Source organism: Kineococcus vitellinus (assembly GCF_009906315.1).
Lineage (GTDB): Bacteria > Actinomycetota > Actinomycetes > Actinomycetales > Kineococcaceae > Kineococcus > Kineococcus vitellinus.
Genome location: NZ_JAAALL010000018.1, coordinates 1 through 22,401, shown reverse-complemented (window position 1 = coordinate 22,401; position 22,401 = coordinate 1). Strand labels below are relative to the sequence as shown.

The 22,401-nt window shown below is 73.9% G+C and carries 19 protein-coding genes; 7 read left to right on the top strand and 12 right to left on the bottom strand.

Annotated features, from left to right (window positions below; genetic code table 11):
- Window positions 1-86 precede the first annotated feature (86 nt).
- The 5 genes from GTQ99_RS03320 to GTQ99_RS03300 all read right to left on the bottom strand — a co-directional run bounded on the left by GTQ99_RS03320 (window position 87) and on the right by GTQ99_RS03300 (window position 5,177).
- Complete coding sequence (locus tag GTQ99_RS03320) at window positions 87-1,376, bottom strand: NAD(P)H-dependent oxidoreductase (RefSeq protein ID WP_166614316.1); 1,290 nt, start codon at window positions 1,374-1,376, stop codon at window positions 87-89.
- Window positions 1,373-1,918, bottom strand: coding sequence for a dTDP-4-dehydrorhamnose 3,5-epimerase (rfbC, locus tag GTQ99_RS03315; protein ID WP_166614315.1), 546 nt, complete (start codon window positions 1,916-1,918; stop codon window positions 1,373-1,375). The genes GTQ99_RS03320 and rfbC overlap by 4 nt, the downstream gene beginning before the upstream one ends.
- A complete protein-coding gene (locus tag GTQ99_RS03310) occupies window positions 1,915-2,961 on the bottom strand; it encodes an NAD-dependent epimerase/dehydratase family protein (RefSeq protein ID WP_166614314.1) in 1,047 nt (348 codons plus the stop codon). Before GTQ99_RS03310 ends, rfbC begins: the two co-directional genes overlap by 4 nt.
- Before the next feature lie 23 nt (window positions 2,962-2,984).
- The gene (gene rfbF / locus GTQ99_RS03305; protein WP_166614313.1) at window positions 2,985-3,794 is read right to left on the bottom strand and encodes a glucose-1-phosphate cytidylyltransferase; all 810 of its coding nucleotides are present in this window, start codon (window positions 3,792-3,794) and stop codon (window positions 2,985-2,987) included.
- Window positions 3,795-4,055: 261 nt separating this feature from the next.
- A complete protein-coding gene (locus tag GTQ99_RS03300; RefSeq protein WP_166614312.1) occupies window positions 4,056-5,177 on the bottom strand; it encodes a glycosyltransferase in 1,122 nt (373 codons plus the stop codon).
- 287 nt (window positions 5,178-5,464) lie between these two features.
- On the opposite strand from GTQ99_RS03300, the gene GTQ99_RS03295 reads away from it, so the two are divergent.
- Complete coding sequence (locus GTQ99_RS03295) at window positions 5,465-6,373, top strand: glycosyltransferase family 2 protein (protein ID WP_338074687.1); 909 nt, start codon at window positions 5,465-5,467, stop codon at window positions 6,371-6,373.
- Window positions 6,374-6,434: 61 nt separating this feature from the next.
- Here GTQ99_RS03295 and GTQ99_RS03290 read toward each other — a convergent pair whose 3' ends face one another.
- Window positions 6,435-7,433 carry a glycosyltransferase gene (locus GTQ99_RS03290; RefSeq protein WP_166614311.1) on the bottom strand — a complete coding sequence of 333 codons (999 nt, stop codon included), beginning with the start codon at window positions 7,431-7,433 and terminating at the stop codon, window positions 6,435-6,437.
- Window positions 7,434-7,869: 436 nt separating this feature from the next.
- Window positions 7,870-9,411 (bottom strand): malectin domain-containing carbohydrate-binding protein, encoded by a 1,542-nt coding sequence (locus tag GTQ99_RS03285; protein WP_166614310.1) that lies wholly within the window; start codon window positions 9,409-9,411, stop codon window positions 7,870-7,872.
- Window positions 9,412-9,642: 231 nt separating this feature from the next.
- On the opposite strand from GTQ99_RS03285, the gene GTQ99_RS03280 reads away from it, so the two are divergent.
- Window positions 9,643-10,491 carry a hypothetical protein gene (locus GTQ99_RS03280; protein ID WP_166614309.1) on the top strand — a complete coding sequence of 283 codons (849 nt, stop codon included), beginning with the start codon at window positions 9,643-9,645 and terminating at the stop codon, window positions 10,489-10,491.
- 90 nt (window positions 10,492-10,581) lie between these two features.
- On the opposite strand, the gene GTQ99_RS03275 is transcribed toward GTQ99_RS03280, so the two are convergent.
- Entirely contained in the window at window positions 10,582-12,045 is a 1,464-nt protein-coding gene (locus GTQ99_RS03275; protein ID WP_166614308.1) for a CpsD/CapB family tyrosine-protein kinase, read from the bottom strand.
- 338 nt (window positions 12,046-12,383) lie between these two features.
- Here GTQ99_RS03275 and GTQ99_RS03270 point away from each other — a divergent pair, with 338 nt between their 5' ends.
- On the top strand, window positions 12,384-13,775 hold the full coding sequence (locus tag GTQ99_RS03270; RefSeq protein ID WP_166614307.1) for a hypothetical protein: 1,392 nt from the start codon (window positions 12,384-12,386) through the stop codon (window positions 13,773-13,775).
- A gap of 126 nt (window positions 13,776-13,901) precedes the next feature.
- On the opposite strand, the gene GTQ99_RS03265 is transcribed toward GTQ99_RS03270, so the two are convergent.
- Together GTQ99_RS03265 and GTQ99_RS26575 are read right to left on the bottom strand one after the other, a co-directional pair.
- Window positions 13,902-15,191: an MATE family efflux transporter gene (locus tag GTQ99_RS03265; protein ID WP_166614306.1), complete on the bottom strand. Its 1,290-nt coding sequence runs from the start codon at window positions 15,189-15,191 to the stop codon at window positions 13,902-13,904.
- 67 nt (window positions 15,192-15,258) lie between these two features.
- Window positions 15,259-16,389 (bottom strand): glycosyl hydrolase, encoded by a 1,131-nt coding sequence (locus GTQ99_RS26575; protein ID WP_166614305.1) that lies wholly within the window; start codon window positions 16,387-16,389, stop codon window positions 15,259-15,261.
- 348 nt (window positions 16,390-16,737) lie between these two features.
- On the opposite strand from GTQ99_RS26575, the gene GTQ99_RS03255 reads away from it, so the two are divergent.
- The 3 genes from GTQ99_RS03255 (at window position 16,738) to GTQ99_RS03245 (ending at window position 19,274) form a co-directional block, all read left to right on the top strand.
- Window positions 16,738-17,448 carry a methyltransferase domain-containing protein gene (locus GTQ99_RS03255; RefSeq protein WP_166614304.1) on the top strand — a complete coding sequence of 237 codons (711 nt, stop codon included), beginning with the start codon at window positions 16,738-16,740 and terminating at the stop codon, window positions 17,446-17,448.
- 90 nt (window positions 17,449-17,538) lie between these two features.
- A complete protein-coding gene (locus tag GTQ99_RS03250; RefSeq protein ID WP_166614303.1) occupies window positions 17,539-17,694 on the top strand; it encodes a hypothetical protein in 156 nt (51 codons plus the stop codon).
- 74 nt (window positions 17,695-17,768) lie between these two features.
- Complete coding sequence (locus GTQ99_RS03245; protein ID WP_338074686.1) at window positions 17,769-19,274, top strand: SulP family inorganic anion transporter; 1,506 nt, start codon at window positions 17,769-17,771, stop codon at window positions 19,272-19,274.
- 48 nt (window positions 19,275-19,322) lie between these two features.
- Here GTQ99_RS03245 and GTQ99_RS03240 read toward each other — a convergent pair whose 3' ends face one another.
- On the bottom strand, window positions 19,323-20,837 hold the full coding sequence (locus tag GTQ99_RS03240) for a PH domain-containing protein (RefSeq protein WP_338074685.1): 1,515 nt from the start codon (window positions 20,835-20,837) through the stop codon (window positions 19,323-19,325).
- Window positions 20,838-20,841: 4 nt separating this feature from the next.
- Complete coding sequence (locus GTQ99_RS03235; protein WP_166614302.1) at window positions 20,842-21,351, bottom strand: PH domain-containing protein; 510 nt, start codon at window positions 21,349-21,351, stop codon at window positions 20,842-20,844.
- Window positions 21,352-21,491: 140 nt separating this feature from the next.
- On the opposite strand from GTQ99_RS03235, the gene GTQ99_RS03230 reads away from it, so the two are divergent.
- Window positions 21,492-22,401 (top strand): ABC transporter ATP-binding protein (locus GTQ99_RS03230; RefSeq protein ID WP_166614323.1); only part of this gene is annotated, 910 nt, incomplete at its 3' end.

Genomic DNA, 22,401 nt, shown 5'->3' with positions numbered 1-22,401 from the left:
GAGGGGCGGCGGACGACGACGGCCCCCGGGCGGGAACCCGGGGGCCGTCGTCGTGCGCCGCGCGCGTCGCGCGGTGCGTCAGTGCGTCAGTGCGCGAGCAGGGCGGCCTGCTCGGCGCGCAGGGCGTCGATGAGCCGGCCCTGCGGCAGGACCACGTCGTCGTAGGTGAGGACCTGGTCCTTCTTCACGGCGTGCTTGAGGACGGCGCCCTCGGCGACCCCCATGGGCAGCAGGTTCTGCGCCCTGGTGGTTTCGTAGGTCTCGGCCACGCCGTAGGAGTCGTAGCCGCCGAGGCGGTCGATCTCCTTGCCGGCGGCGAGGTCGGTCTTGGCCGTGGTGACGACCTCGACCTTCACCTCGTCACCGGGCACGATGGCGGCGTCGGCGAACAGCACCGCGCGCGCGACCGTGAGCGGCACCTCGAAGTGGCACAGGTGGTAGGGCGTGTAGAACGAGTACAGCGGGCCGGTGCCGAGCTTGTACAGGTTCAGGTAGTGCTGCTGCTTGGGGTCGTCGTGGGTGCCGAGGACGTAGACGCCCGGGCCCGGCTTGGAGCCGACGACGTAGTCGACGACGCCGCCGAGCTCCTTGAGCTGGTCCACGTCGTAGTGCGTGGTCAGCTCGTCGACGTGCCCGCGGTGGTCGGCGCCGCGCATGCCGCGCTTCTCCACCGAGAACCCGGCCGCGTTGGCGACCAGGGCCTGCTCGAAGGACACCTTGGTGCCGTCGGCGAAGCTCGTCACCATGTAGGGGTCCTGGCCCCACTGCTTGGCGAACCCCTCCTGGGTGGTGGGGTTGCGGTACTCGTCCTGCAGGCCCTTGATGTTGCCGGAGACGAGCGGGGTGACACCGATGGAGCGGACGAACCGGATGAGGTTCATCTGCACGCCGGGCTGGTCGCCGTCGCAGCCGGTGTAGATGACACCGGCCTTCTCGGCGCGGGTGCGCAGCGCGAGGCCGGCGGTGCCGTCGACCTCGGCGTTGAGCAGCACGACGTGCTTGCCCGCGTCGATGGCGCGGACGACGACGTGGGCGCCGTACTCGGTGTTGCCGGTGGCCTCGACGACCGCCTCGACCTGACCCGCGTCGACGACGGCCTCGTAGGAGCCCGAGACGACGGGCTTGCCCTGCGAGATCGCCTTGTCGACGGCGGCCGCGTCGTCGGCCTCGACCACGCCGGTGACCCCGGCCTGCTCGTAGGCGTCGCGCGCCTTGGAGACGGTGCGGTTGGCGATGGCGACGAGCTCCATGCCGGGCACGGAGTTGACGACCTGGTTGACGAAGCCGCGGCCCATGAACCCGGCGCCCACGAGGGCCACCCGGATCGGGCGGCCCTCGGCCTGGCGCTGCTGCAGCGCCTTGTCGACGATGATCAAGAGAGCACCGCCCCGTCGGCCAGCAGCGTCCAGCTCTTGTCCTTGTCGCTGATGACGGCCACGTCGCGCGCCCAGGGCAGGGCGAGGTCGGGGTCGTCGTAGCGCAGGCCGCGCTCGGTGCCGGGGGTGTACGCCTGGCTCACCTGGTAGGTGACCTCGGCACCGTCGGTCAGCGTGAGGTAGCCGTGGGCGAAGTGCTCCGGCACGTAGAGCGCGCGGCGGTTGTCCGCGGTGAGCTCGACGGCGACGTGCTGGAAGCGCGTCGGGGAGTCCGGGCGCAGGTCGACGATGATGTCCTGGATCGCGCCGGCGGTGCAGCGCACCAGCTTGGCCTCCGGGGCCGGGTCGACCTGGGTGTGCATCCCGCGCAGCGTCCCGGCCTTGTGGTTGAAGGACAGGTTGCACTGCTCGACGGCCGGGTTCAGCCCGGCCGCGAGGAACTCCTCGCGGCAGAACGAGCGGGCGAAGAACCCGCGGTCGTCCGCGCGCTCCTCGAGCTCGATGATCGCGACGCCCTCGATGTGGGTGGTCTGGATCTTCACTGGGCGATCCCGGAGGTCGGCTGGACGCGCCAGAACAGCTCCTTGTCGAGCTGCTCGGTGCGGATGAGGTGCTCGAGCTGCTTGAGGCGGGTGTGCCCCTTGCCCTTGAACGTCTCCTCGTCCAGGGCGATGGCCTTGAAGACGTCGACCAGCTGCTGGGCGCCCTTGTCGGCGTTCCAGTCGCAGCGGAACCCCTCGAGGGTGGAGTGGATCTTGTCGAAGTTCACCTTGTACGAGCGGTTGTCGCCGTTGCTCTCGCCGAAGGTGATCTCGGCCTCGGGCAGCGCGCGGCCGACGGCCTCGGCGATCTCGCGGACGCGGTAGACCTGCTCGGAGTCGCCCACGTTGAAGATCTGGTTGTGGATCGCCTCGCGGGGGGCGTCGAGGACGGCGCGGATCGACTTGGCGATGTCCAGGCCGTGCACCAGCGGCCGCCAGGGCGAGCCGTCGGAGGTCATCGCGATCTTGCCGGTGGTGTAGGCCAGGCCGGCGAGGTTGTTGAGCACGATGTCGAAGCGCTGGCGGGGCGAGGCGCCGTAGGCGGTCGCGTTGCGCATGAAGGTCGGCGAGAAGTCGTCGTCGGCCAGCGGCGCGACGTCGCGCTCGACGAGCGCCTTGCACTCGGCGTAGGCGGTCTGCGGGTTGACCGGCGAGGTCTCGTCGACGGTGTCCTCGGCCACGCCGTAGACGGAGCAGCTGGACATGTAGACGAAGCGGGAGACGCCGGCCGCCTTGGCGGTCTCGGCCAGGCGCACCGAGCCCTTGTGGTTCACCACGTAGGTGACGTCGGGGATCAGCTCACCGAGCGGGTCGTTGGACAGCTCGGCCATGTGCACGACGGCGTCGGCGCCGCGCAGGTCCTCGACCGTGACGTGGCGGATGTCCTTGGCGAGCGTCTCCACCGAGGCGGTGACGCCGTTGTAGAGCCAGCCCTGCTTGTAGTAGCCGGTGTCGATGCCCAGCACCGAGTGGCCGGACTCCAGCAGGGTCGGGGCGAGCAGGCAGCCGAGGTAGCCCTCGGTGCCGGTGACGACGATCTTCACAGCGGTTCTCCGGTTCCTCGGTCTCAGTCTTCCCAGGTCTTCCACGGGGCCTTGCCGGAGTCCCAGAGCTTGTTGAACTCGGTCCACTCGCGGAAGGTGTCCATGCCCAGCCAGTAGCCCTCGTGCTGGGAGACCGTCAGCTGGCCGTCGCGGGCGACGGTCTGCAGCGGCTTCTGCTCGAGCATCATGTCCGGGTCGTCCTCGAGGTACTTGTCCGCGAACGCGCGGTCGAAGACGAAGAACCCGCCGTTCACCCAGCCGTCGGCCAGGGTCGGCTTCTCGTTGAACTCGGTGACGGTGTCGCCCGTGACGTGCATCTCGCCGTAGCGGCTGCTGGGGTGCACGGCGGTGACGGTGGCCAGGCGGCCGCCGGCCTCGTGGTCGCGCAGGGTCTTGGTGACGTCGACGTCGCCGAGGCCGTCGCCGTAGGTGAGCAGGAACTTGTCGGCGGTCAGGTGCTGCTCGACGCGCTTGATGCGGGCGGCGGTCGCGGTGGTCAGGCCGGTCTCGACGAAGGTGATCTCCCAGTCCTCCTGCACACCGTTGGTGTGGTAGGTCGGGGAGTCCTGCGAGGAGAGGTCGAGCGTGAAGTCCCCGGCGTTGATGCGGTAGTCGAGGAAGTACCTCTTGATGAGGTCGCTCTTGTAGCCCAGGCACAGGACGAACTTGCGGAACCCGTACGAGCTGTAGAGCTTCATGATGTGCCAGAGGATCGGCCGGCCGCCGATGTCCACCAGCGGCTTGGGCAGCTTCTCGCTGGCCTCGCGCAGTCGGGTTCCCATGCCACCGCAGAGGATGACGACGGGGATCTCGGAGACGGGCGTCTGGGTCATGCTGATCTTTCCCTCACTCGGATCGGCTCGATGCGAATCGTCGTCGGCGGGCTCGGCCGGTCGCTAGCGACCGGCGGGCCGTCACCACACGTGGGGGAAGGCACTCGTCGAACGGTCGGGGTGATCACCGGTGGCGGTCCGAACCCCCCACGAATCCGAGCCACCGGTTCCCCGTCGAAGTGCTGCCGCGAGGCTACTACAGCACTTCGAACACGGAGCGTGATATGGCCCGTCTGCGGCCGATCACCCTCCGTCTGCCGCTCATTCGCGACGTAGAGCAGACAACAGGTCACGCAGAGGAGTCATCGCGTGCGGCCAGGAGAACGAGCGGGCGACCTCGGCGGCCGCCGAGCCCAGCGCGGCGGCCTGCGCGGTGTCCTCCAGCAGCTCGGCCAGCGCGTCCGCGAAGGCCTCGGCGCCGTCGGCCACGCGCAGCACCGAGCGGTGCTCCTCCAGCCCTTCCAGCCCCAGGCTCGTGGTCACCACGGCACGTCCCCGCGACAGCGCCTCGACGAGCTTGATCTTGGTGCCCCCGCCGGAGAGCAGCGGGACCACGCACACGTCGGCGGCCTCGTAGAACGGGTCGACGGAGGCCACGTCGGAGTGGAACCGCGCGCCCTCCGGCTCCCCCTCCGGGCGGGGGTGGCTGGCGGCCAGGCCGCGCCCCACCGCGTCGAAGCGCGCCTGCGGCACCCGGCGCACCACCCGCGGCCACACCTCGTCGAGGAACCAGCGCAGCGAGGCCTTGTTCGGCCCGTAGTCCATCGCGCCCACGAACAGCGCCCGCCGCCCGCCCGGCGGCGCGGAGGGGACCACGGGCGCCGTGGTGACCCCGTTGGGCACGAAGGTGCTGGCGATGCCGTGCCGCTGCAGGACCTCCTGGTCGCGGCGGCTGCAGGCCGTGACGGCGCGCGCCCGGGCGGCCGCCGCGAACTCGAAGCGGCGGAAGCGCGCGACCTCCGGCGCCAGCAGCAGCCGCAGGCGCGGGTGCTCGGTGCGCAGCCGGCGGGCGACCAGGTCGGACTCGACGTTGTGCAGGTCGAGGACGTCGACCTGCACGCCGTCGGGCACGTTGACGGCCATCTGCGGGAAGTCCACGTGCACCACGTCCCCGGGGCGCACACCGGCCCGCAGCACGTCCTGCAGCTGCTGGGAGAACCACTTGCCGGCGAACACCGACCCGCGCAGCACGGCCCGCGGCGTCGGGCGCGGGGCGAGCACCTCGTGCACCTGCACGTGCCCCGGCAGCGCCTCGCGCCAGCCGGGCCAGGCGTCGAACCCGACCACGTGCACCTCGTCGAACACCTCGGCGTAGGCGTCGACGACGGCCCGCGTGCGCTGGCGCCCCCCGGAGTCCGTCGTCGCCGGCAGCTGCTTGGCCACCACCCAGGCCCTCCGCCGCCCGGTGCCCCGCCCGTCTGCGCCCACTGCCGCTCCCCCGTTGACCACGACCACAGCATGGACCATGCCGCTGCGGCGCCGGGGCGCTCGGTGCGGCCCCGTGGGCACCAGCGTGGGGCAGGGGCGGCCCGCCCGGTGCACCCGCTCGCCCGGGCGGCTGCGCCCGCACGGGTGAAGGAGCAGCGCCCCGCGTGCGCGCGGGCCCCGTCGGGCCCCGCGCGGACCCCGATCCCCTGCCGCCCCGGGGACCCGGTGGCTACCCTGACGCGGTGCACGACGTCGAACTCGTCCTGGTCAGCTACCGCAGCGCCCACCAGATCGCCGGCCTCCTCGAGGGCTTGCCCCCGTCGCTGCCCGTGGTCGTCGTGGACAACGCGGGCAACTCCGACGGCGTGCGGGAGGTCGTCGAGGCGCGGCCCGCCGGGCGCTACGTCGACTCGGGCGGCGGGAAGGGTTTCGCCCGGGCGGCCAACGCCGGCGCCCGCACCTCGACCCACGAGTTCGTCGTCTTCGGCAACCCCGACTCGCGGCCCTCGATGGAGGTCCTCGAGGCGATCGTCGCCGACGTCGCCGAGGACCCGACGTGCGCGGCGAGCGCGGCGACGATGGTCGGCGTGGACGGCCGGGTGGAGCTCGGCGTCGGCGGCTGGGAACCCACGGTCCGCCGCGCCCTCGTCCACTCCGCGGGCCTGCACAAGGTGCTGCCGCGCGCGGGGCTGTACGCGCGCCCGGAACCCGGCGAGCGCATCGACGTCGACTGGACGACGGGTGCCTGCATGGCGGTGCGCCGCAGCACGTTCCTCGAACTGGGCGCCTTCGACGAGGACTTCTACGTCTACAACGAGGACATGGCCTTCGGGCGGGCGGCGCGCGAGCGCGGGATGCACGAGAAGCTGCGCACGGACCTGCTGGTGCCGCACGCCGCCGGCGGTTCGGGCGCCCCGTCGCTGGAGATGCTGCGGCTGCGCGGCGCGGCGATGTCGCGCTACCTCTCCCGCCACCACGGCGCGCTGACCCACCGGTTGCTCACCACGGCGCTGGCCGGCGGGTACGCCGTGCGTGCGGCGCAGCGCAAGGTGATGCGCCAGGAGGCGCTCGCCGAGCAGCACTGGGCCTACGTCAAGGGCGTGACCACCGGGCGCGCCAGCGTCGCGGGCCGCGTCGTGATGTCGCGCTGAGCGGGACGCCCGCGAGCGGGCCGCGGGAGACCCGCGGCCCGCTCGCGGGCACCTCGGCGCCTCAGCGGGCCGGCTTGTCCCAGCGCAGGACGCGGTCGCCGCGCAGGTACCGGCGCATGCCGCCGAAGGCGACGATCTGCAGGTAGAGCACCTGGGCCACCACGCGCCCGGGCAGCGGCACGGAGACGCCCTTCTCCTGGGCGACGAGGGCCGCGGCGCCGACGGCGTGACCGGCGAGGAAGACGCGGGCCGTGCGGCTGCGGCGGGCGGAACCGGCGGCGACGCCCAGCAGCGCGAGGTGGCTCAGCGGGCCGAGGGTGGAGCGCCACAGCTTGTGGCCCCACAGCTCGGCGCTGACCAGCCCGCGGCGCGGGTCGAGGAGGCGGCGCTTGCGCCACATCACGTGCAGGCCACCGCCGAGCACGCGCGTCTTGCGCTCCCAGGACAGGTTGAAGGCACCGATGGAGGGCTCGGTCATGAGGGCGCGGGGCTCGTAGCCCACCGACCAGCCGCGCTCCATGAGGTCCAGCGCGATCCAGAAGTCGTCGTTGGAGATGTCCGCGGGGATCGGGTCCCACGCCTCGCGGCGCACGGCGCACAGACCCCCGTCCAGCCCCAGCGTCGTCCCCAGCCGCGCCTCGTTGCGCTTGATCCAGGACTCGAAGCGCCAGTACGCCAGCTCACCGCCGGCCCCCTCGAGCTTCTCGCCGGCGACGGCACCGGTGCCCTCGACCAGCAGCGCGGAGACGAGGTAGCCCAGGGCGTCGTACTCGAGCTCGGAGTTGGCGTCGCTGATGACGATCAGGTCGTGCGAGGCTGCGGCGACGCCCTTGTTCAGGGCCTGCGACTTGCCGTGCCGCTCCTCCAGCAGCAGGACGCGGGCTCCCGCCGCGGCCGCGACGGCCGCCGTCCCGGGGTCGCCGTCGGCCACCACGAGGATCTCGACGTCGCCCTGGTAGCCGTTCTTGGAGATGTTGTCGACCTTGTCCGCGATGACGCCCTGCTCCAGGTACGCCGGGACCAGGACGGTGATGGCGGGCCACGCGCTGGGAGGGGGCACCTCCCGCGCCGGGCGCCGCTGCGCGGCCGCGTGCACGAGCAGCGGGTACGCGACGTGCCCGATCGCCGCTGACGCACCGAGAGCGATGGCCAGTGCCGAACGCCTTGCAGACATGAGATCCCCCCGCCGACTGCGGGCGCCGTGCGCCCGTCGTTGCCGTTCCGCGTCCCCCCGGGTCCCCCGACCCCGTTCCCCCTTGGAGACGACCCAGAGTAGCGGTCGAGCGGGGCGCGCAGGAAGCAACGACAGGCACTCGTTGCGGCGAAAGAGGTCTGGCCCGGCCCTTTGTGACGGGGTGTCCGAACACAATCACTAAGAGTGAGAAATGTTCTAGAAGAAACGGGAACGGGGGACGAGCCGGGACGCAGTCCCGGCCCGCCCCCCTGCGACAGCGGTGCGGTTCCCGCCCGTCGGGCGGCGCGTCAGCGGACGCGGCTCAGAAGAGCTCGCGGTACTTGGCGGCCGACTTCGGCATGCGGGTGCCGTCGGTGAACAGCCAGCGGCGGTTGTCGCGGTCGACGTTGAACTGCACCTCGTAGAGCAGCTTGCCGGCGCTCGTACCGCCGTTGGCCTCGAAGAAGTCGTGCATGCCCTGCACGAAGGCCGGCGAGTCGCCGTTGTCGGCGTTGCCCGACCACTCCGAGATGGACAGCGGCAGGCCCACGCTGCGGGCGAAGGCGAGGTGCTGGGCCAGGCCCTTGGGAGCGCCGTACCCGTCCGTCTCCTGGATGGCGCGCGCGAAGGTCGCCGCGTCACCCGCGTAGGGGTACTGGTTGTAGTAGTCCACGCCCATCACGTCGACGTACTGCTTGCCCGGGAACGTCTGGCGCCAGTCCATCCCGGTGTTGACCGACTCGCGGTTGACGTTGAAGACGAGCTTGGAGGCGGGGAAGATCTCCTGCTGCAGCGCGCGGTAGCGCTTCCAGCTCGCGATGAAGTCCTGGTGGTTGCCCTTGTTGACCGACCAGGAGTACCAGTTGCCGTTCATCTCGTGGGCGAAGCGGATGTAGGCGGTGCCCGAGCGGTTGCCCCACTTGTTCTTCAGCGTGGTCAGCGAGGCGCGCCAGCGGGCGTCGTAGGCGCCGCGGGCCGCGTTCGCCCAGGTCTCGCCGGCGCCGATGGCGCCGACCGCGATGTCGAGGTCCTTGTTCCAGGCACCGAACTCCGCGCCCTTCTCCAGCTGCCAGAAGTTCGCCGCCGCGGTCGGGTTGTCGGCCCAGGTGGAGGAGACCTCGACCTGGGAACCGCGCCAGCTGCCGTACGCGCCGGAGGCCACGCCGACGCCGGAGGCGCCGGAGGCCCAGTCGCCGGAGGCGACGGGGGTCGTGGCGACCGGGGCGGGCTGCGACGGGGCGGGCTGCGACGGTGCGGGGGTGGAGGTCTGCGTCGGCGTCGGCAGGGTCGGCTGGACCGGGCGCGGCTGGGGAGCCACCACGCCGGAGGCGGACTGCACGAGGATGCCGTCGACCTTGGCGTTGTTCCTGGTGGCTGAGAACCCGAGGTCCAGGGTCCCGTCGCTCACCCGGACGGTGAAGGACCTGTCGTAGGCCCGGTCCTTGCCGGCGACGGCGACGAGGTCGAGGTCGCCGACGACCCGCGAACCCTCGGCGGTGACGGAGAAGACCCGCGTGTTCGCGGAGCCGAAGTACGTCTCCGCGAGCTTCAGGGTCACGGTGTAGTCACCGGCGGGGACGGGCGCCGACCACTTGGTCATGCCCCAGTGCTCGCTGCGGTAGAGGCCGTCGGCGGTGGTCCCCTGGATGTCGCTGGTGGTGACGTCGGAGACCTGGTAGCCGCCGACGAAGCCGCTGTCCTTCTTCCAGACGTTGCCCTCGGGGTCGACGTAGTCGACCTTGCCGGTGCCCTGCCGGATCGTCAGCGGTGCGGCCTCGGCGGAGTCGGCGGGGACGGCGGAGAAACCGGCGGCGACCGTGGCGACGGCGGTGGCGGTCATCAAGAACTTCGAAACCTTGCTCATGTGGATCAACCTCGCTGTGGTCAGGGCACCTCCGGAGGTGGAGACGAGGTACCTGCATGGCCCGTTTGGGGTGACACACGAGTCATCGGGGCGCTCCCGCACGACCTTGAGCGGGGAATCGCCGCGGACTTGTAACGCTCAGCACACCCGCCGCGATGTCCTCGGCCGCGATCACGAGGGAGCCCGTTGACAGCGAGCAGGCGAACGCTCACGGATCGGTACGATCGACGGGTGAATGACGCCGGACGCTTGCACGTGGTGTACAGGTCCCACGGGGGCGAGAACGCCAAGGACCGCCCCGACTGGTACAGCAAGCTGCTCGGCCTGCAGTCCTTCTGCCTCGCCGTCCAGGCGCTGCGCGAGCAGCGCCCGGCCGCCGACCCGGAGGTGGTCTTCCTCAACGACGGGCCCATCCCGCCGGAGCGGGCCGACCTGATGGCCCTGTGGGGCGACCCGGTGACCATCCACGCCGGCTCCAACCGGCGCAGCTACCTCACCGGCGTCGGGCTGGCCCGGCGCCGCGGGTGGGCCGCCGGCGACCTCGTGCTGCTGGCCGAGGACGACTACCTGTGGCGCCCCGAGGCGCTGGTCTCCCTCGTCGACGCCGCCGCGGACCCGCGCGCCGCGGGCGCGGACTACCTCACCCCGTACGGCGAGGCCGTGCCCGACGACGGCCTGCCCGCGCGCTGGGCACCCCTGGAGTCGACGACGAGCACCTTCGCCGCCCGCGTCGGCGCGCTGCGCGAGGACGAGCGGCTGCTGCAGCTGTGCGCGTACTCCGGCGGCAACTTCGACCACACCACCTGCCTGACGCTGCAGGGCCGGGCGCGCTTCAGCCCGCGCGAGCTGGTCGAGCACCACCCGCCCGCACCGGGCACGCCCGCGTGGAAGGCCGGGGCGCGGGCGGCCTACCTGACGGCGCTGCGCACCGCGGTCAACCTGCGCTCGGTGCGCCGGCCCTCCCGGCGCCGCACCCTGCTGGGCCCCGCGCCGGCGCTGGCCACCCACATGGAGACGGGGTGGATCGCCCCCGGCCCCTGGGAGCGCGTCGCCGCCGACGCCGCCGCGCTCGGCCGCTGAGCCCGGTCGCCGCCCCGCGCAGCACGAGAGGGCGCTCCCCCGCGGGGGAGCGCCCTCTCGTGCTGCGCGGCAGTGCTGCGCGGCGCGGTGTCAGCCGCGACGGCCGGCGACCTCGGGGGACGGCTGGCCGGAGGGCACCGGCCGGGGCCGCTGCTCCGGGCGCCCGGGCTCGCCGCCGCTGTTGGAGGTGTCGCCGACGACGACCTGGGCGACGACGGCGGGAGCCGCGATGGACAGCTGCGCGAGCATCTTGCTGACGACCTCGGCGCGCGGGTCGGCCTCGACCTGGACCAGCACGGCGTCCACCTCACCGGCCACGGCGAAGGCGACGGGGCTGGAGACGACCGAACCGCCCACGAAGATCACCAGGTGGCCGGCCTCGACGAGGTGCCGGACGCCGGAGCCGACCGCGTGCGGCTGCAGCGAGCGGGCGTCCAGGGGCAGGACGCCGATCACGGCGTCCCCGCCGAGGACCCACGGGCGCACCTCCTCGGCCCAGCGGCCCGCCGGCGCCGTGCTGCCCACGTCCTGCACCGGGGCGCCCAGCGCCGCCAGGCGCGAGCCCGACTCGTCCGCGTCGACGAGCACGACGCGGCGCCCGGAGCGGGCGGCCGAGGCGGCGAGGCCGGTCGCCAGCGCCCCCGCGTTGCCGGAGGCGGCCGTCACGAGCACGCTGCTGACCTCCAGCCGCGGCGTCCGCAGGTGCCCCAGGTGCTGCAGGCCGACGAGCACGACGCCCGTGCTGCGGCTGGGCCCGCTCAGCGGGTCGCTCAGGGAGCGGAAGGACGGCAGCTGGTTCCAGCGCGCCAGCTCGGCGATGCCGGCCAGCGGCGGGGCGGTGACGCGCTGCTTGAGGTGGGAGGCCCACGCCACCGCACCCGCGGCGGCCAGCAGGCCCACGACGCCGGCGATGAGACCCACCTGCCACGCGTACGGCGGGTCGGCGCTGGTGGGCACGGTCGCGGCGTCGATGCTGGCCACGCCCGAGCCGTAGGTGGTGGCGGCCAGGTTGATCTGCTGCACCGTCGCGGTGTCCGTGGAGGTGACGCTGTCCAGGGCCGCGTCGCGCGCCGCGGTCACCGAGGCCAGCACCTGGGCCTGGTAGGCGTAGGCGACCGCGTCGGCGGTGGCGGCGGCGTCCTGCGGGTCGTCGGCCGAGGCGGTGACGACGACCTGGTTGGTGTCGGTCTGGGCGGTGACCGTCAGGTCGTCGCGGAAGGTGTCCGCGTCGTCGGCCGGCACCGAGACGGTGCCCGTCCCGGTGGGCACCGGCGCCAGCGCGGCGTCCAGGACGGTGCTGGAACCCACCACCGCGGCCTGCAGGGACGCCCACTGCGTCGGGTCCCCGAGCTGGGCGCCGTTGTTGCCCGTCGCCGTCGGGTCGAAGGGCCGGTCCTTGCTCAGCGTGATGGTCGTCGTCGCCGTGTAGCTGGGCACGACGAGCGTCCCGGCGCCGAGGTAACCGGCGACGGCCATGAGCACGGCCACCACGAGCACCTTCCAGCGGTGCCGGAAGACGGCCGCCCACGCTCCCGAGCCGCTCTGCTCCGCCATCCCCGTCGTCGTCGCCGCCACTCGAGCCCCCTCCTGGTCCTTCGGATGTCCCCCACCCGACCGACCGCCAGCGGCGGTCGTCAACGCGCCCACTATTCCACCTGATCACGCGGGCCGAGCCCGTCTGCGCACCACCGCGCACCGCGGAACCCGACTGGAGCAGCGGGTGGCCACTCCGAACGGGTGAGGCGGTCGCGGAACGCGCGCGGTGCGGCCGGCGAGCACCGCCGCACGCCCCCGCGGCGGCGCCCGGCGACCTACGATGGCACGTGGCGACGGTGCCGCGGCCCACCGTTCACGACCCCTCTCCACGAACTCCCGGGAGCACCCGCGTGCCCATGCCCAGCCCGATCCCCGACCTCGCGACGCACCAGCGGCGGGCGACGACCCGGCGCACCGGCGCGGGCCCCAGCAGCATCGCCGACCGCCGGGTGATGGCGGTGCTCACCGCCCTCCTGGTCTCGGTCACCGTCCTGCAGCGCCTGGCGCTGCCGCTGGGCGGCGTGCTGCTCGCGGTGAGCGTGGTGGTGGCGCTGGCCGGGATCGGCTACCTGCTCTACCACGGCGACGTGGTGGAGAACTCCGCCGCGACGCGCGTCTTCGTGGTGGCGATGGCCGTCTGCTTCCTCGCCGCGGGGATCGTGCTGCTGCGCTCGGGCGTGGGGGCCGTGACGTCGCTGGTGTACCTGCCGGCCATCTGGGTGGTCTTCTGCTTCCGGCTGCACCCCGCCCGCCAGCACCTCTACGGCCGCGTCGCCGACCGTTTCGAGAAGCTCATGGTGCTGTTCGCCGTCGTGGGCGTCCTGCAGACCGTGGGGCAGGCCGTCGGCGCCTGGACGTACGTGGACGTCGTCCTGCGGGTCGTCCCCGGCGAACTGCTGTTCACCGGCTACAACACCTCCTACCCCATCCAGTACGGCTCGCCGATCATCAAGGCCAACGGCTTCGTGTTCGTCGAGCCGTCGATCTACGCGCAGTTCCTGGCGCTGGCGATCCTCAGCACGCTCGTGCGGCGCTCCGGCTGGGTGCGCACCGTGCTCCTGGCCGTCGCCCTGGTGTGCACCATCTCCGGCACCGGGTTGCTGTTCCTGGCCTTCGGCGTCGCGGTCCTGGCCGTGCGGCGCGGTGGCCGCTGGACCGCCCGCATCGTCGCGGCCGCCGCCGTCATCGGCGCCGTCGCCCTCATGACCCCGTTCGGGCAGATCATCGCCAGCCGGACCGACGAGACGTCGGAGACGAACTCCAGCGGCAGCCTGCGCTTCGTGCAGCCCTACGAGAGGATCGTCGAGGGCTGGAGCACGGACCCGTGGAGCCTGCTGCTGGGCCAGGGCGCCGGCAGCGCGGACGACCTGGCGGACCGGATCTTCGCCGCGACGGGGCTGCCCATCAACTTCTCCGGGCTGGCGAAGCTGCTCATGGAGTACGGCCTGCTCGCGACGCTGCTGTTCGGCGTCTTCGTCTGGCTGGCCGTGGTGCGCCGCTCGCCGTCGCCGACGCTGTCGCTGTCGTCGGTGTTCGCCAGCGCCGTCCTCACCGGCGCGCTGCTGCAGCCGCAGGTGCTGTACGTGATGCTGCCGCTGTGCTCGCTCTTCCTGGGCCACCACCACGAGGCCGAGCTGGACGCCTCGCGGCGCCGCTCCCCGCGCGGCGGCGCGGCGGTCGCCGCGGAGCGGGCGGGCGGTGCGCGGATCACCGTGCCGCCGGCGAGCCCGAACGGCAACCTGTCCTGACGCGCGGCCACCCGGCCCGGCGCACCACCGCCGGGCCCGCGCACGAGGAGGCCCCCCGGTCCAGCTGGACCGGGGGGCCTCCTCGTGCGCGCAGCGGGACGGCGGGCGGGCCGGCTCGCCGCCGGATCAGGCGACGGGCGTGGGCGCCGACGAGGTGGGCGGGGCGGTGAGCGTGCGGCGCACGTGGCGGCGGACGGCCAGGAACCACCAGGGGGCGATGAGGCAGAAGGCCGCGGCCATGCCCCACGCCGTGCCGACGGCGCCCCAGAGGACCGCACCGACCGTCGACAGGCCGATGAGCAGCACCGCGTACACCGCGTGCAGGCGGATGGTCACCTTCGCGCCCTCGGTGGCGTAGAGGACGGCCGCGGGCCCCACGGACAGCGCGGCGCCCGCCTGGCCCACGATGATCGGCACGAGGACCTCGCGGGTGCCGGCCCAGGAGTCGCCGAGGATCGACTGCCCGACGGCGTCGGGCAGCAGCAGGAACAGCGAGCCCCACACCGCGCCGGTCACGGCGACGAGGCCGGAGACGACCCAGGCGGCGAGCATCCACTGCCGGGGGCTCGTGCGGTCGCGGCGGCGGGCCAGCTCGGGCACGGCGAAGGTCATGAGGCCGGTGGACAGGATCGTCGCCGGCACGGTGAGCATGTTGGCCCCGCGCAGCGCCCCCGCCGCGGCGGTGCCGGCGACGGCCGCGACGACGAGCACGGCGATCTGCGCACCCGACTGCAGCAGCACGTACTCGGGCACCAGGTAGCGCGTCACCGAGGACTGCTCGCGCAGCCAGCCGACCGCCAGGGTCGGGCGCGGGCGCACCCGCACCAGCGCGAGGCCGACGAACGAGGCGGCGATCGCCGCCCCGCCCCAGGCCAGGACGTAGGCCGGGACCGAGGAGACGCCGGAGGTGAACAGCAGCACGACGGCGAGCAGCTGCAGGGCCCCCCACGTGCCGTCGAGCAGGCAGGCCGCGGCCGGGCGCAGCCGGGCGAAGAGCACCTGGCGCCAGCCGTCCTGCATCAGCAGGCCGGGCAGGACGACGCCCAGGGCCACGAGCGAGTGCGACAGCGCCTGCGGGAAGGGGGCCAGCAGCCCGGCGAGCACCAGGGCGGCACCCAGCAGCAGGCCGCCGACGAGGACCAGCCCGACGGAGCTCGCCGTGGCGCGCCCGAACTCGCGGTCGTCGGAGGCGGCGAAGCGCATCCCCACCGGCGCGGTGGACAGGGCGCGGAAGAACCCCACGGCGACGGAGAAGATCGAGAAGACGATGGCGAAGGTGCCGAAGTCGCCCTGGCTCACCGACTTGGCGATGACGACCTGCACGAGGAAGTTGTTGGCGCTGGAGATCAGCTGGTCCCCGACGTTCCAGACCCCGCGCGTCATGCCCGCGCCCCGCACCTTGGCGACCAGCCCCACTGTCAACCCCCTGATCGCTGCGTCCGCCGACGGCTGATGAGCACGGCGGCACCCACGGTATCCCGCATCACGATCCGCTCGGGACGACGTCACCCGATGCGCCGAAGCGCCGCAGGTAGGCCTGCGAACCCTCCGGGGCGTCCGCCAGGGTCATCCCGACGCCGCCCTCGGGGGTGTTGAAGTAGGCCTGGTAGCGCAGGTCCGCCGCGGCCATGACGTCGGCCATCTGGTCGACGAACTCCGGGCTGTCGCCGCCGCCCTGGGTCTCGCCCTCGGCGACCATGGCCCACTCGGGGAAGCTCACCGGCTTGTCGCGCAGGCGGGCGAACTCCACCACGGCGGAGACGGAGTTGACCTTCTCGTCCTTGGCCTGCCAGCGGGCGCCGGGGTCGATGGGCGAGATGTAGGAGTCGTAGACGTCGACGCCGATGATGTCGACGTAGTCGTCACCGGGGTACAGCTCCTCGATCGAGACCGAGTCCTGCGGGCCCTCGGCGATGGTGAAGTCGACCTCGAAGGAGGACCCCTCGACCTCCATGGCGCGCACGATGCGGCGGAAGTACTCCTTCCACTGCTCGCGCTGCTCCGCGCTCTCGCCGACGTAGTGCGTCTCGTACCAGTCGCCGTTGAGCTCCCAGCCCAGCCGCACGATCGACGAGCCGAGCCCCGCGTCCAGGAGGTTCTGCCCGAACCTGCGCCAGTGCTCGTCGTACTCCCCGGCCGCACCGCGCTCGCGCCAGTCCGAGGGCGGGTCCTGGGGGACCATCGCGGTGGAGACGACGAGCGTGCGGCGCTCGGGGTCCTCGCGCACCCACGCGCCCCAGTCCTGGCCCCGCGGCGCGTCGACGGCGAACCAGGGCCCCTCGATGGCGGCCCAGTCGTTCTCGGAGCCGAAGACGACGACGCAGTCGAGCGGGCGCCCGAGCCAGGCCTCGAAGTCCTCGGCCACCGACACGGTGTGCGTCTGGACGCCGACCCACTTGGTGTCCAGGTCCGCGGCCGCCACGTGCTCCCTGGGCGTCCACTGCGGCGCGGGCACCGGCGCGGGTGCCTCCTCGCCGCGCGTCGCCCACCAGATCCCGCCGCCCGCCAGCGCGAGCGCGGCCGCGCCGATGCCGGCGCCGACGACCTTGCGCCGGCCGGGTTCGCGCGGACCCGGGGCTCCGGTCGCAGGGCTCTCCTGGTGCGTCGTGTCCACCACTGCGCAGCTCCGCCTTCCCCCAGGACGGACGTCGTCGACCGACCCCCGTCACCGTCGACCGCACCGCCCCCCGGCCATGCGCGCGCCCCGTGGCGCTGCGCAGAACTGTAGGCGAGAGCGGCGCACCTTGCCGCTACGTGAGAGTGCTCGTTCACGCGAACTTCGACCACCTGGGTGCACGTCGTCACCGACAGCAGCGGCACCGGCGACCCACCGTGATCGGATCACCGGGTGCGCACGAGGGGTCGGCGAGGCGGGCGGCCGCGCTCCCGCCGCGCTTCCGCCTCGCGGTCCTGTGCCGCGGCCCTGCTGCCACGCCGGCGCCCAGCTCGTAGGCTGCCGCCCGTGGGTCGGTTCGAGAACGTGGCGACGCTGGCGCAGCCCTTCGAGGGGTCGGTGGCCCTCGACCTCGCGTGCGGCAGCGGGCGCACCACCCGGGCGCTGCTGGCCGCCCGCCCGCGCCTGGTGCACGCCGTCGACGTCGGCTCCACCCTCGACGACGACCTCCTGCTCGACGAGCGCGTGCGCGCCCACATCGCCGACCTCGCGGACCTGCCGCTGGAGGACGGCGCCGCCGACGTGGCCGTCTCCCTCAACGCCGTCGAGCACCTCGCCGACGTCGACGCCCACCTCGCCGAGGTGCACCGGGTGCTGCGCCCCGGCGGGGTCGCGGTCCTGGCCCACTCCGACTGGGACACCGCGCTGTTCACCAGCGAGGACGACCACCTCACCCGGCTGCTGCTGGACCGCTTCGTCGCCCACTCCCCCGCCGCCGGCGCCCGCGTCGACGGCTTCGCCGGCCGCAAGCTGCTGCGGCACGCGGCGGCCAGCCCCTTCCGCCTGGAGACCGTGCACTCGTGGGCCGACCCGCACCGCCGCTTCGACGAGGGCTCCGTCGCGTGGAAGGTCGCCACCGGCATCCTCGCCGCCGTCGCCGACGAGCCCGGCCTGGCCGCCCGCGCGGCCGGCTGGATCGAGGGGCTGCGCCGCACGGCGCGCGCCGGGCACTTCCTCTTCACCGTCACCGACGTCGCGCTCGTGCTGCGCAAGGACTGAGCGCGGCGGCTGGGCTGGCAGAACCAGCCGGCAGGCGCGACCGTTGTCCTCCCAGGCGCGATCGACGCGACGGACGGGAGAGGGAGAGCAGTGGCCGGACTGGTCGGCAAGGTCGGGAAGTTCCTCACGTCGCCGCAGGGCAGGCGGTTGACCGAGCAGGTGCAGCGCGCGGCCAAGGACCCCGCGACGCGGCGCAGGATCACGGACGCGGTGTCGCAGCTGCGCTCCAAGCAGCGCCCGCGCTGATCCGCGGGGCTGATCGGGCGGTGCGCGCGGCGGCGGGCACGGGGAGCACCCTGACGCGAGGTTAGAGTCCCGGGGTGCCCTCCGTCCCCACCCCGCGCAGCACCGCCCTGCCCCGGGCCCTGCCGCGGCCGGCGTGGCTGCGCTCCGCGACGGTCCTGCGGACCGAGGTCCTCGCGGGCCTCGTCGTGGCCCTGGCGCTGGTCCCCGAGGCCGTCTCGTTCTCCCTCATCGCGGGTGTCGACCCCCGCGTCGGCCTGATCTCCTCCTTCGTCATGGGCGTCACGACCTCGGTCGTCGGCGGCCGGCCCGCGATGATCTCCGCCGCGACCGGCGCGGTCGCGCTCGTCGTCGCACCGCTCTCGCGCGAGCACGGCGTCGGCCACCTCGTCGCGGCGGTCCTGCTGGCCGGGGTGCTGCAGATCGCGCTCGGGCTGCTCGGGGTCGCCCGGCTCATGCGCTTCGTGCCGCGCAGCGTCACGACGGGCTTCGTCAACGCGCTCGCCATCTCGATCCTCCTCGCCCAGCTGCCGAACCTGCGCGGTGCGGGCGCGGCCGGCTGGGCGGTCCTGCTGGCGGGGCTGGCGCTGCTCGTGCTCGTGCCGCGCGCCACCACCTCCGTCCCGGCGCCGCTGGTCGCCGTGGCCGTCCTGACGGTGCTGACCGTCGTGCTGCACGTGGACGTGCGCACGGTCGGCGACGACGGCGCCCTGCCGCACGCGCTGCCCGCGCTCGGCCTGCCCGACGTGCCGCCGACCCTGGAGACGCTGCGCACCATCGCCCCGTACGCCGTGGGCGTCGCGCTCGTCGGGCTCATGGAGTCGCTCATGACGGCCCAGCTCGTCGACGAGCTCACCGACACCCGCTCCTCCAAGACCCGCGAGTGCATCGGCCAGGGCACCGCGCAGATCGCGACCGGCCTGTTCGGCGGCATGGGCGGCTGCGCCGTCATCGGCCAGACGATGATCAACGTCAAGGTCTCCGGGGCCCGCACCCGGCTCTCGACCTTCCTGGCCGGCGCGTTCCTGCTCGTCCTCGTCGTCGGCCTCGGCGACGTCGTCGCGCGCATCCCGACGACCGCGCTCGTCGCCGTGATGCTCCTCGTCTGCTACGGCGCCTTCGACTGGCACAGCGTGGCGCCGGCGACCCTGCGGGCCATGCCGCGCAGCGAGACCGCGGTGATGGCGGTGACCGTGGTCGTCGTGCTGCTGACCCGCAACCTCGCCTACGGCGTGCTCGGCGGCACCCTGCTGGCGTGCGTGCTCTTCGCCCGCCGCGTGGCCCACCTCGTGGAGGTGACGGCCGAGGGCGAGCAGGAGGGGCACCGCCGCTACGCGGTGCACGGGCAGGTCTTCTTCGCCTCCTCCGGCGACCTCGTGACCCAGTTCGACTACGCCGGCGACCCCGAGCGGGTCACCATCGACTTCAGCGACGCCCACGTCTGGGACGCCTCCTCGATCGCCGCGCTCGACGCCGTGGAGCGCAAGTACGCCGACCACGGCAAGCGCGCCGAGATCGTCGGGATGAACGCCGCCACCGCCGCCCTGCACGACCGCCTCGCCGGCCGGACCGGCGGCGCCTGAGACCGGCGGCGCCCGGGGCCCTGCCGTCAGCGGGCCGTCAGCGGGTCGTCAGCGGGTCATCCAGCGCTCCGGCCCGGCGCCGGCGCGGGCCGTGCGCGCGCGCACGGCCTGCTCCGCGAGCAGGTGCGCGGCGCTCGCCTCGTCGAGGTGGTCCACCCGCGGCTTGACCCGCCCGGGCGTGGAGTGCAGGACGACGCTGGCCAGCCCGAGCCGGCGCTGCAGCGGCCCCTGCGTGAGGGCCAGGCTCTGGGTGCGCGCGTGCGGGACGACGTCCAGCAGCCGCAGGAAGCGGCCGCCGCGCGACAGGAAGGCGTGCTCGGTGATCCGGTAGCCGCGCCGGCGCCAGCTCAGCGGGTCCAGCCAGCGCGCCGAGCGCGGCACGGGCGTGAACCCGCCCTCGCGGTCGCGGCCGGTCAGCCCCGCCAGCACCACCTCCAGCGGCGGCTCGTCCCCGGTGCCGAGGTCGGGCAGCACGATCTCCAGGACGTGCGCGAGCTCCTCGAAGGTGCCCACCGGCAGCAGCACGGTGCTCTGCTCGGCCTCGCTGCCGGAGCCGCCGGAGTAGCCGGCCACGTTGACCTCCACGCGCCACCAGCCCGCGCTGCGCCACAGCAGCGACTGGCTGACCTGCAGCGCCTGCACCCGCCCCGGCGGCACCGTCTGCGAGCGCTGCTCCAGCAGGCCGTGCGTCATCCGCACCCCGTCCGGGGAGTCGGCGACGGTGAAGTTGAAGCCGCGGCTGAAGCGCTGCCACACCGCCGACACCAGCCCCAGGACGCCGGCCAGGGAGGCGAACAGCGGGGTGAGGCTGCCGGCGAACCAGCAGCCGATCCCGACGCCGACGAGGCCCAGCACCGCCCACACCGTCAGCCCCGAGCGCAGCGTCGAGGCGATGAGGCGGCCCGGCGGCACCTCGACGACGTCGCGCTGCGGCGCCTCGGGGGCGTCCTGGCCCTCGGCGACGACGACCCCCGCCGACGCCGCGAGCAGCGCGTTGCGCACCCGCTGGGCCTCCTCCTCGCGCAGGTACGCCAGCGACACCTTGCTGCCCGTGCCGCCCGCGACCTCCAGGCGCAGCTCGGCCAGGCCGAACAGCCGGCCCAGCAGGGGGCGGACCACGTCGACGGCCTGCAGCCGGTCCAGCTGCGCGCGCCGCTGCTGGCGCCACAGGACCCCCCGCTCCACGTGCACGGCCTCGGCGTCGATGCGGTAGCGGGTGCGGCGCCAGGCGAGCGCGCTGTAGACCGCGCCCACGAGGGCGAGCAGCACGACCCCGCCCAGGACCGAGAGCGTGAGCACCCAGCCGGGCAGCTGCAGGCGCCAGATGTCGTCGACGTTCTGGCCGACGACGACCGCGAGGACGGCGGCGACCACCTTCCAGGTGCGCAGCACCGGCGTCACCGGGTGCAGCCGGCGCCAGCCCGCGTCGGCGAGCACCTCGCGGGTGGGCGCGTCCAGCCGCGCCACCACCTCCGGCGGCACGTCCGCGACGGCGGGCTGCCCGGGGTCCGGCTGCCCGGGGTCCGGCTGCCCGGGGGGCTGCTCGGCCCGTGGTCCCGTCACGGCGTCACAGCCCGGCCAGCCGCGCCTCGCCGCGGGCGGCCAGGCGGTCGCGCAACCGCGCCGCCTCGGCGGGCGGCAGGCCCGGGATCGCGGCGTCCGAACCCGGCGAGGCCGTGTGCAGCTGCACCTTCGCCAGCCCGAACCTGCGGTCGACCGGGCCCGCCTCGACGTCGACGTACTGCAGGCGCCCGTAGGGCACGACCACCAGGGAGCGGAAGAGGATCCCGTGCACCACGAGCAGGTCGTCGTCGCGCTCGGCGTAGCCCCACGCGGGCACCTGGCGGCCGACGAGCCAGAAGTCCCACGCCCACCACACCAGCACCGCGGCGACCGCGGAGCCCACCCAGCGGGTGAGCAGGACGGTCAGCACCACCGCCACGACGAGCAGCACGCCGAAGAAGACCGCGCTCGCCGTGCGCTGGGCGGTGGCGTAGCGCGGCGAGATCCGCTGCCAGACGACGTCGTCCGGGGCGAACGGGTCCGGCGCGGCGGCGGGCACGGGACCGGCTGGCATGGCCCCACCCTGCCAGATGCGTTGCGGCGCGGAGCCGGCTCGGCGAGGCTGCCGGGGTGATCCACGCGCAGGACCCGCCCGGCGGCGCACCCGGGGGCTCCCCGGAGGAGCCCGAGGACGAGGTCATCCGCTTCGAGCAGGTGACCAAGCGCTACGGCAGGCCCGGCTCCCCGCCCGCCGTGGGCGGGCTGACGATGGGCGTGCGCCGCGGTGAGCTGGTCGCCCTCGTCGGGCCCAGCGGCTGCGGGAAGTCGACGATCCTGCGGATGGTCAACCGGCTCGTCGAGCCCACCGGCGGGCGCGTGCTCGTCGACGGCCGCGACAACGCCCACGTCGACGCCGTCGCCCTGCGCCGCGGCATCGGCTACGTCATCCAGGCCGGCGGGCTGCTGCCGCACCGCACCGTGCGGCAGAACGTCGCGACCGTGCCGCGGCTGCTCGGCTGGGACGCCGGCCTGGTGCGCACCCGCGCCGACGAGCTGCTCGAGCTCGTCGGGCTCGACCCGTGGGCGCACGGCGACCGCTACCCCGCGCAGCTGTCCGGCGGCCAGCAGCAGCGCGTCGGCGTCGCCCGCGCGCTGGCCGCCGACCCGCCGGTGCTGCTCATGGACGAGCCGTTCGGAGCCGTCGACCCCGTCGTCCGCGACCGGCTGCAGACGGAGTTCCGCCGCATCCAGCAGGAGCTGGGCAAGACGGTCCTCTTCGTCACCCACGACCTCGACGAGGCCGTCGCGCTCGCCGACCGCATCGCCGTCTTCTCCGTCGGCGGCGTGCTGGAGCAGTACGCCGCGCCCGCGACGCTGCTGTCCGACCCCGCCTCGGAGTTCGTCGTGCGGTTCATCGGCTCCGACCGCGGGCTGCGCCGGCTCGCGGTGACGCCGATCCGCCCCGCGGACCTGGAGCACCCGCTCGTGCTGGCCCCCGGCGACGGCGTCGCCTACGCCGCCACCGCCATGGAGGTCGACGGGCGCTCGTGGGCGCTGGTGCTGCAGGGCGACCCCGGCCGCCTCGTCGGCTGGGTGCCGCGCGGCCCGCTCACCGAGGCCGTGC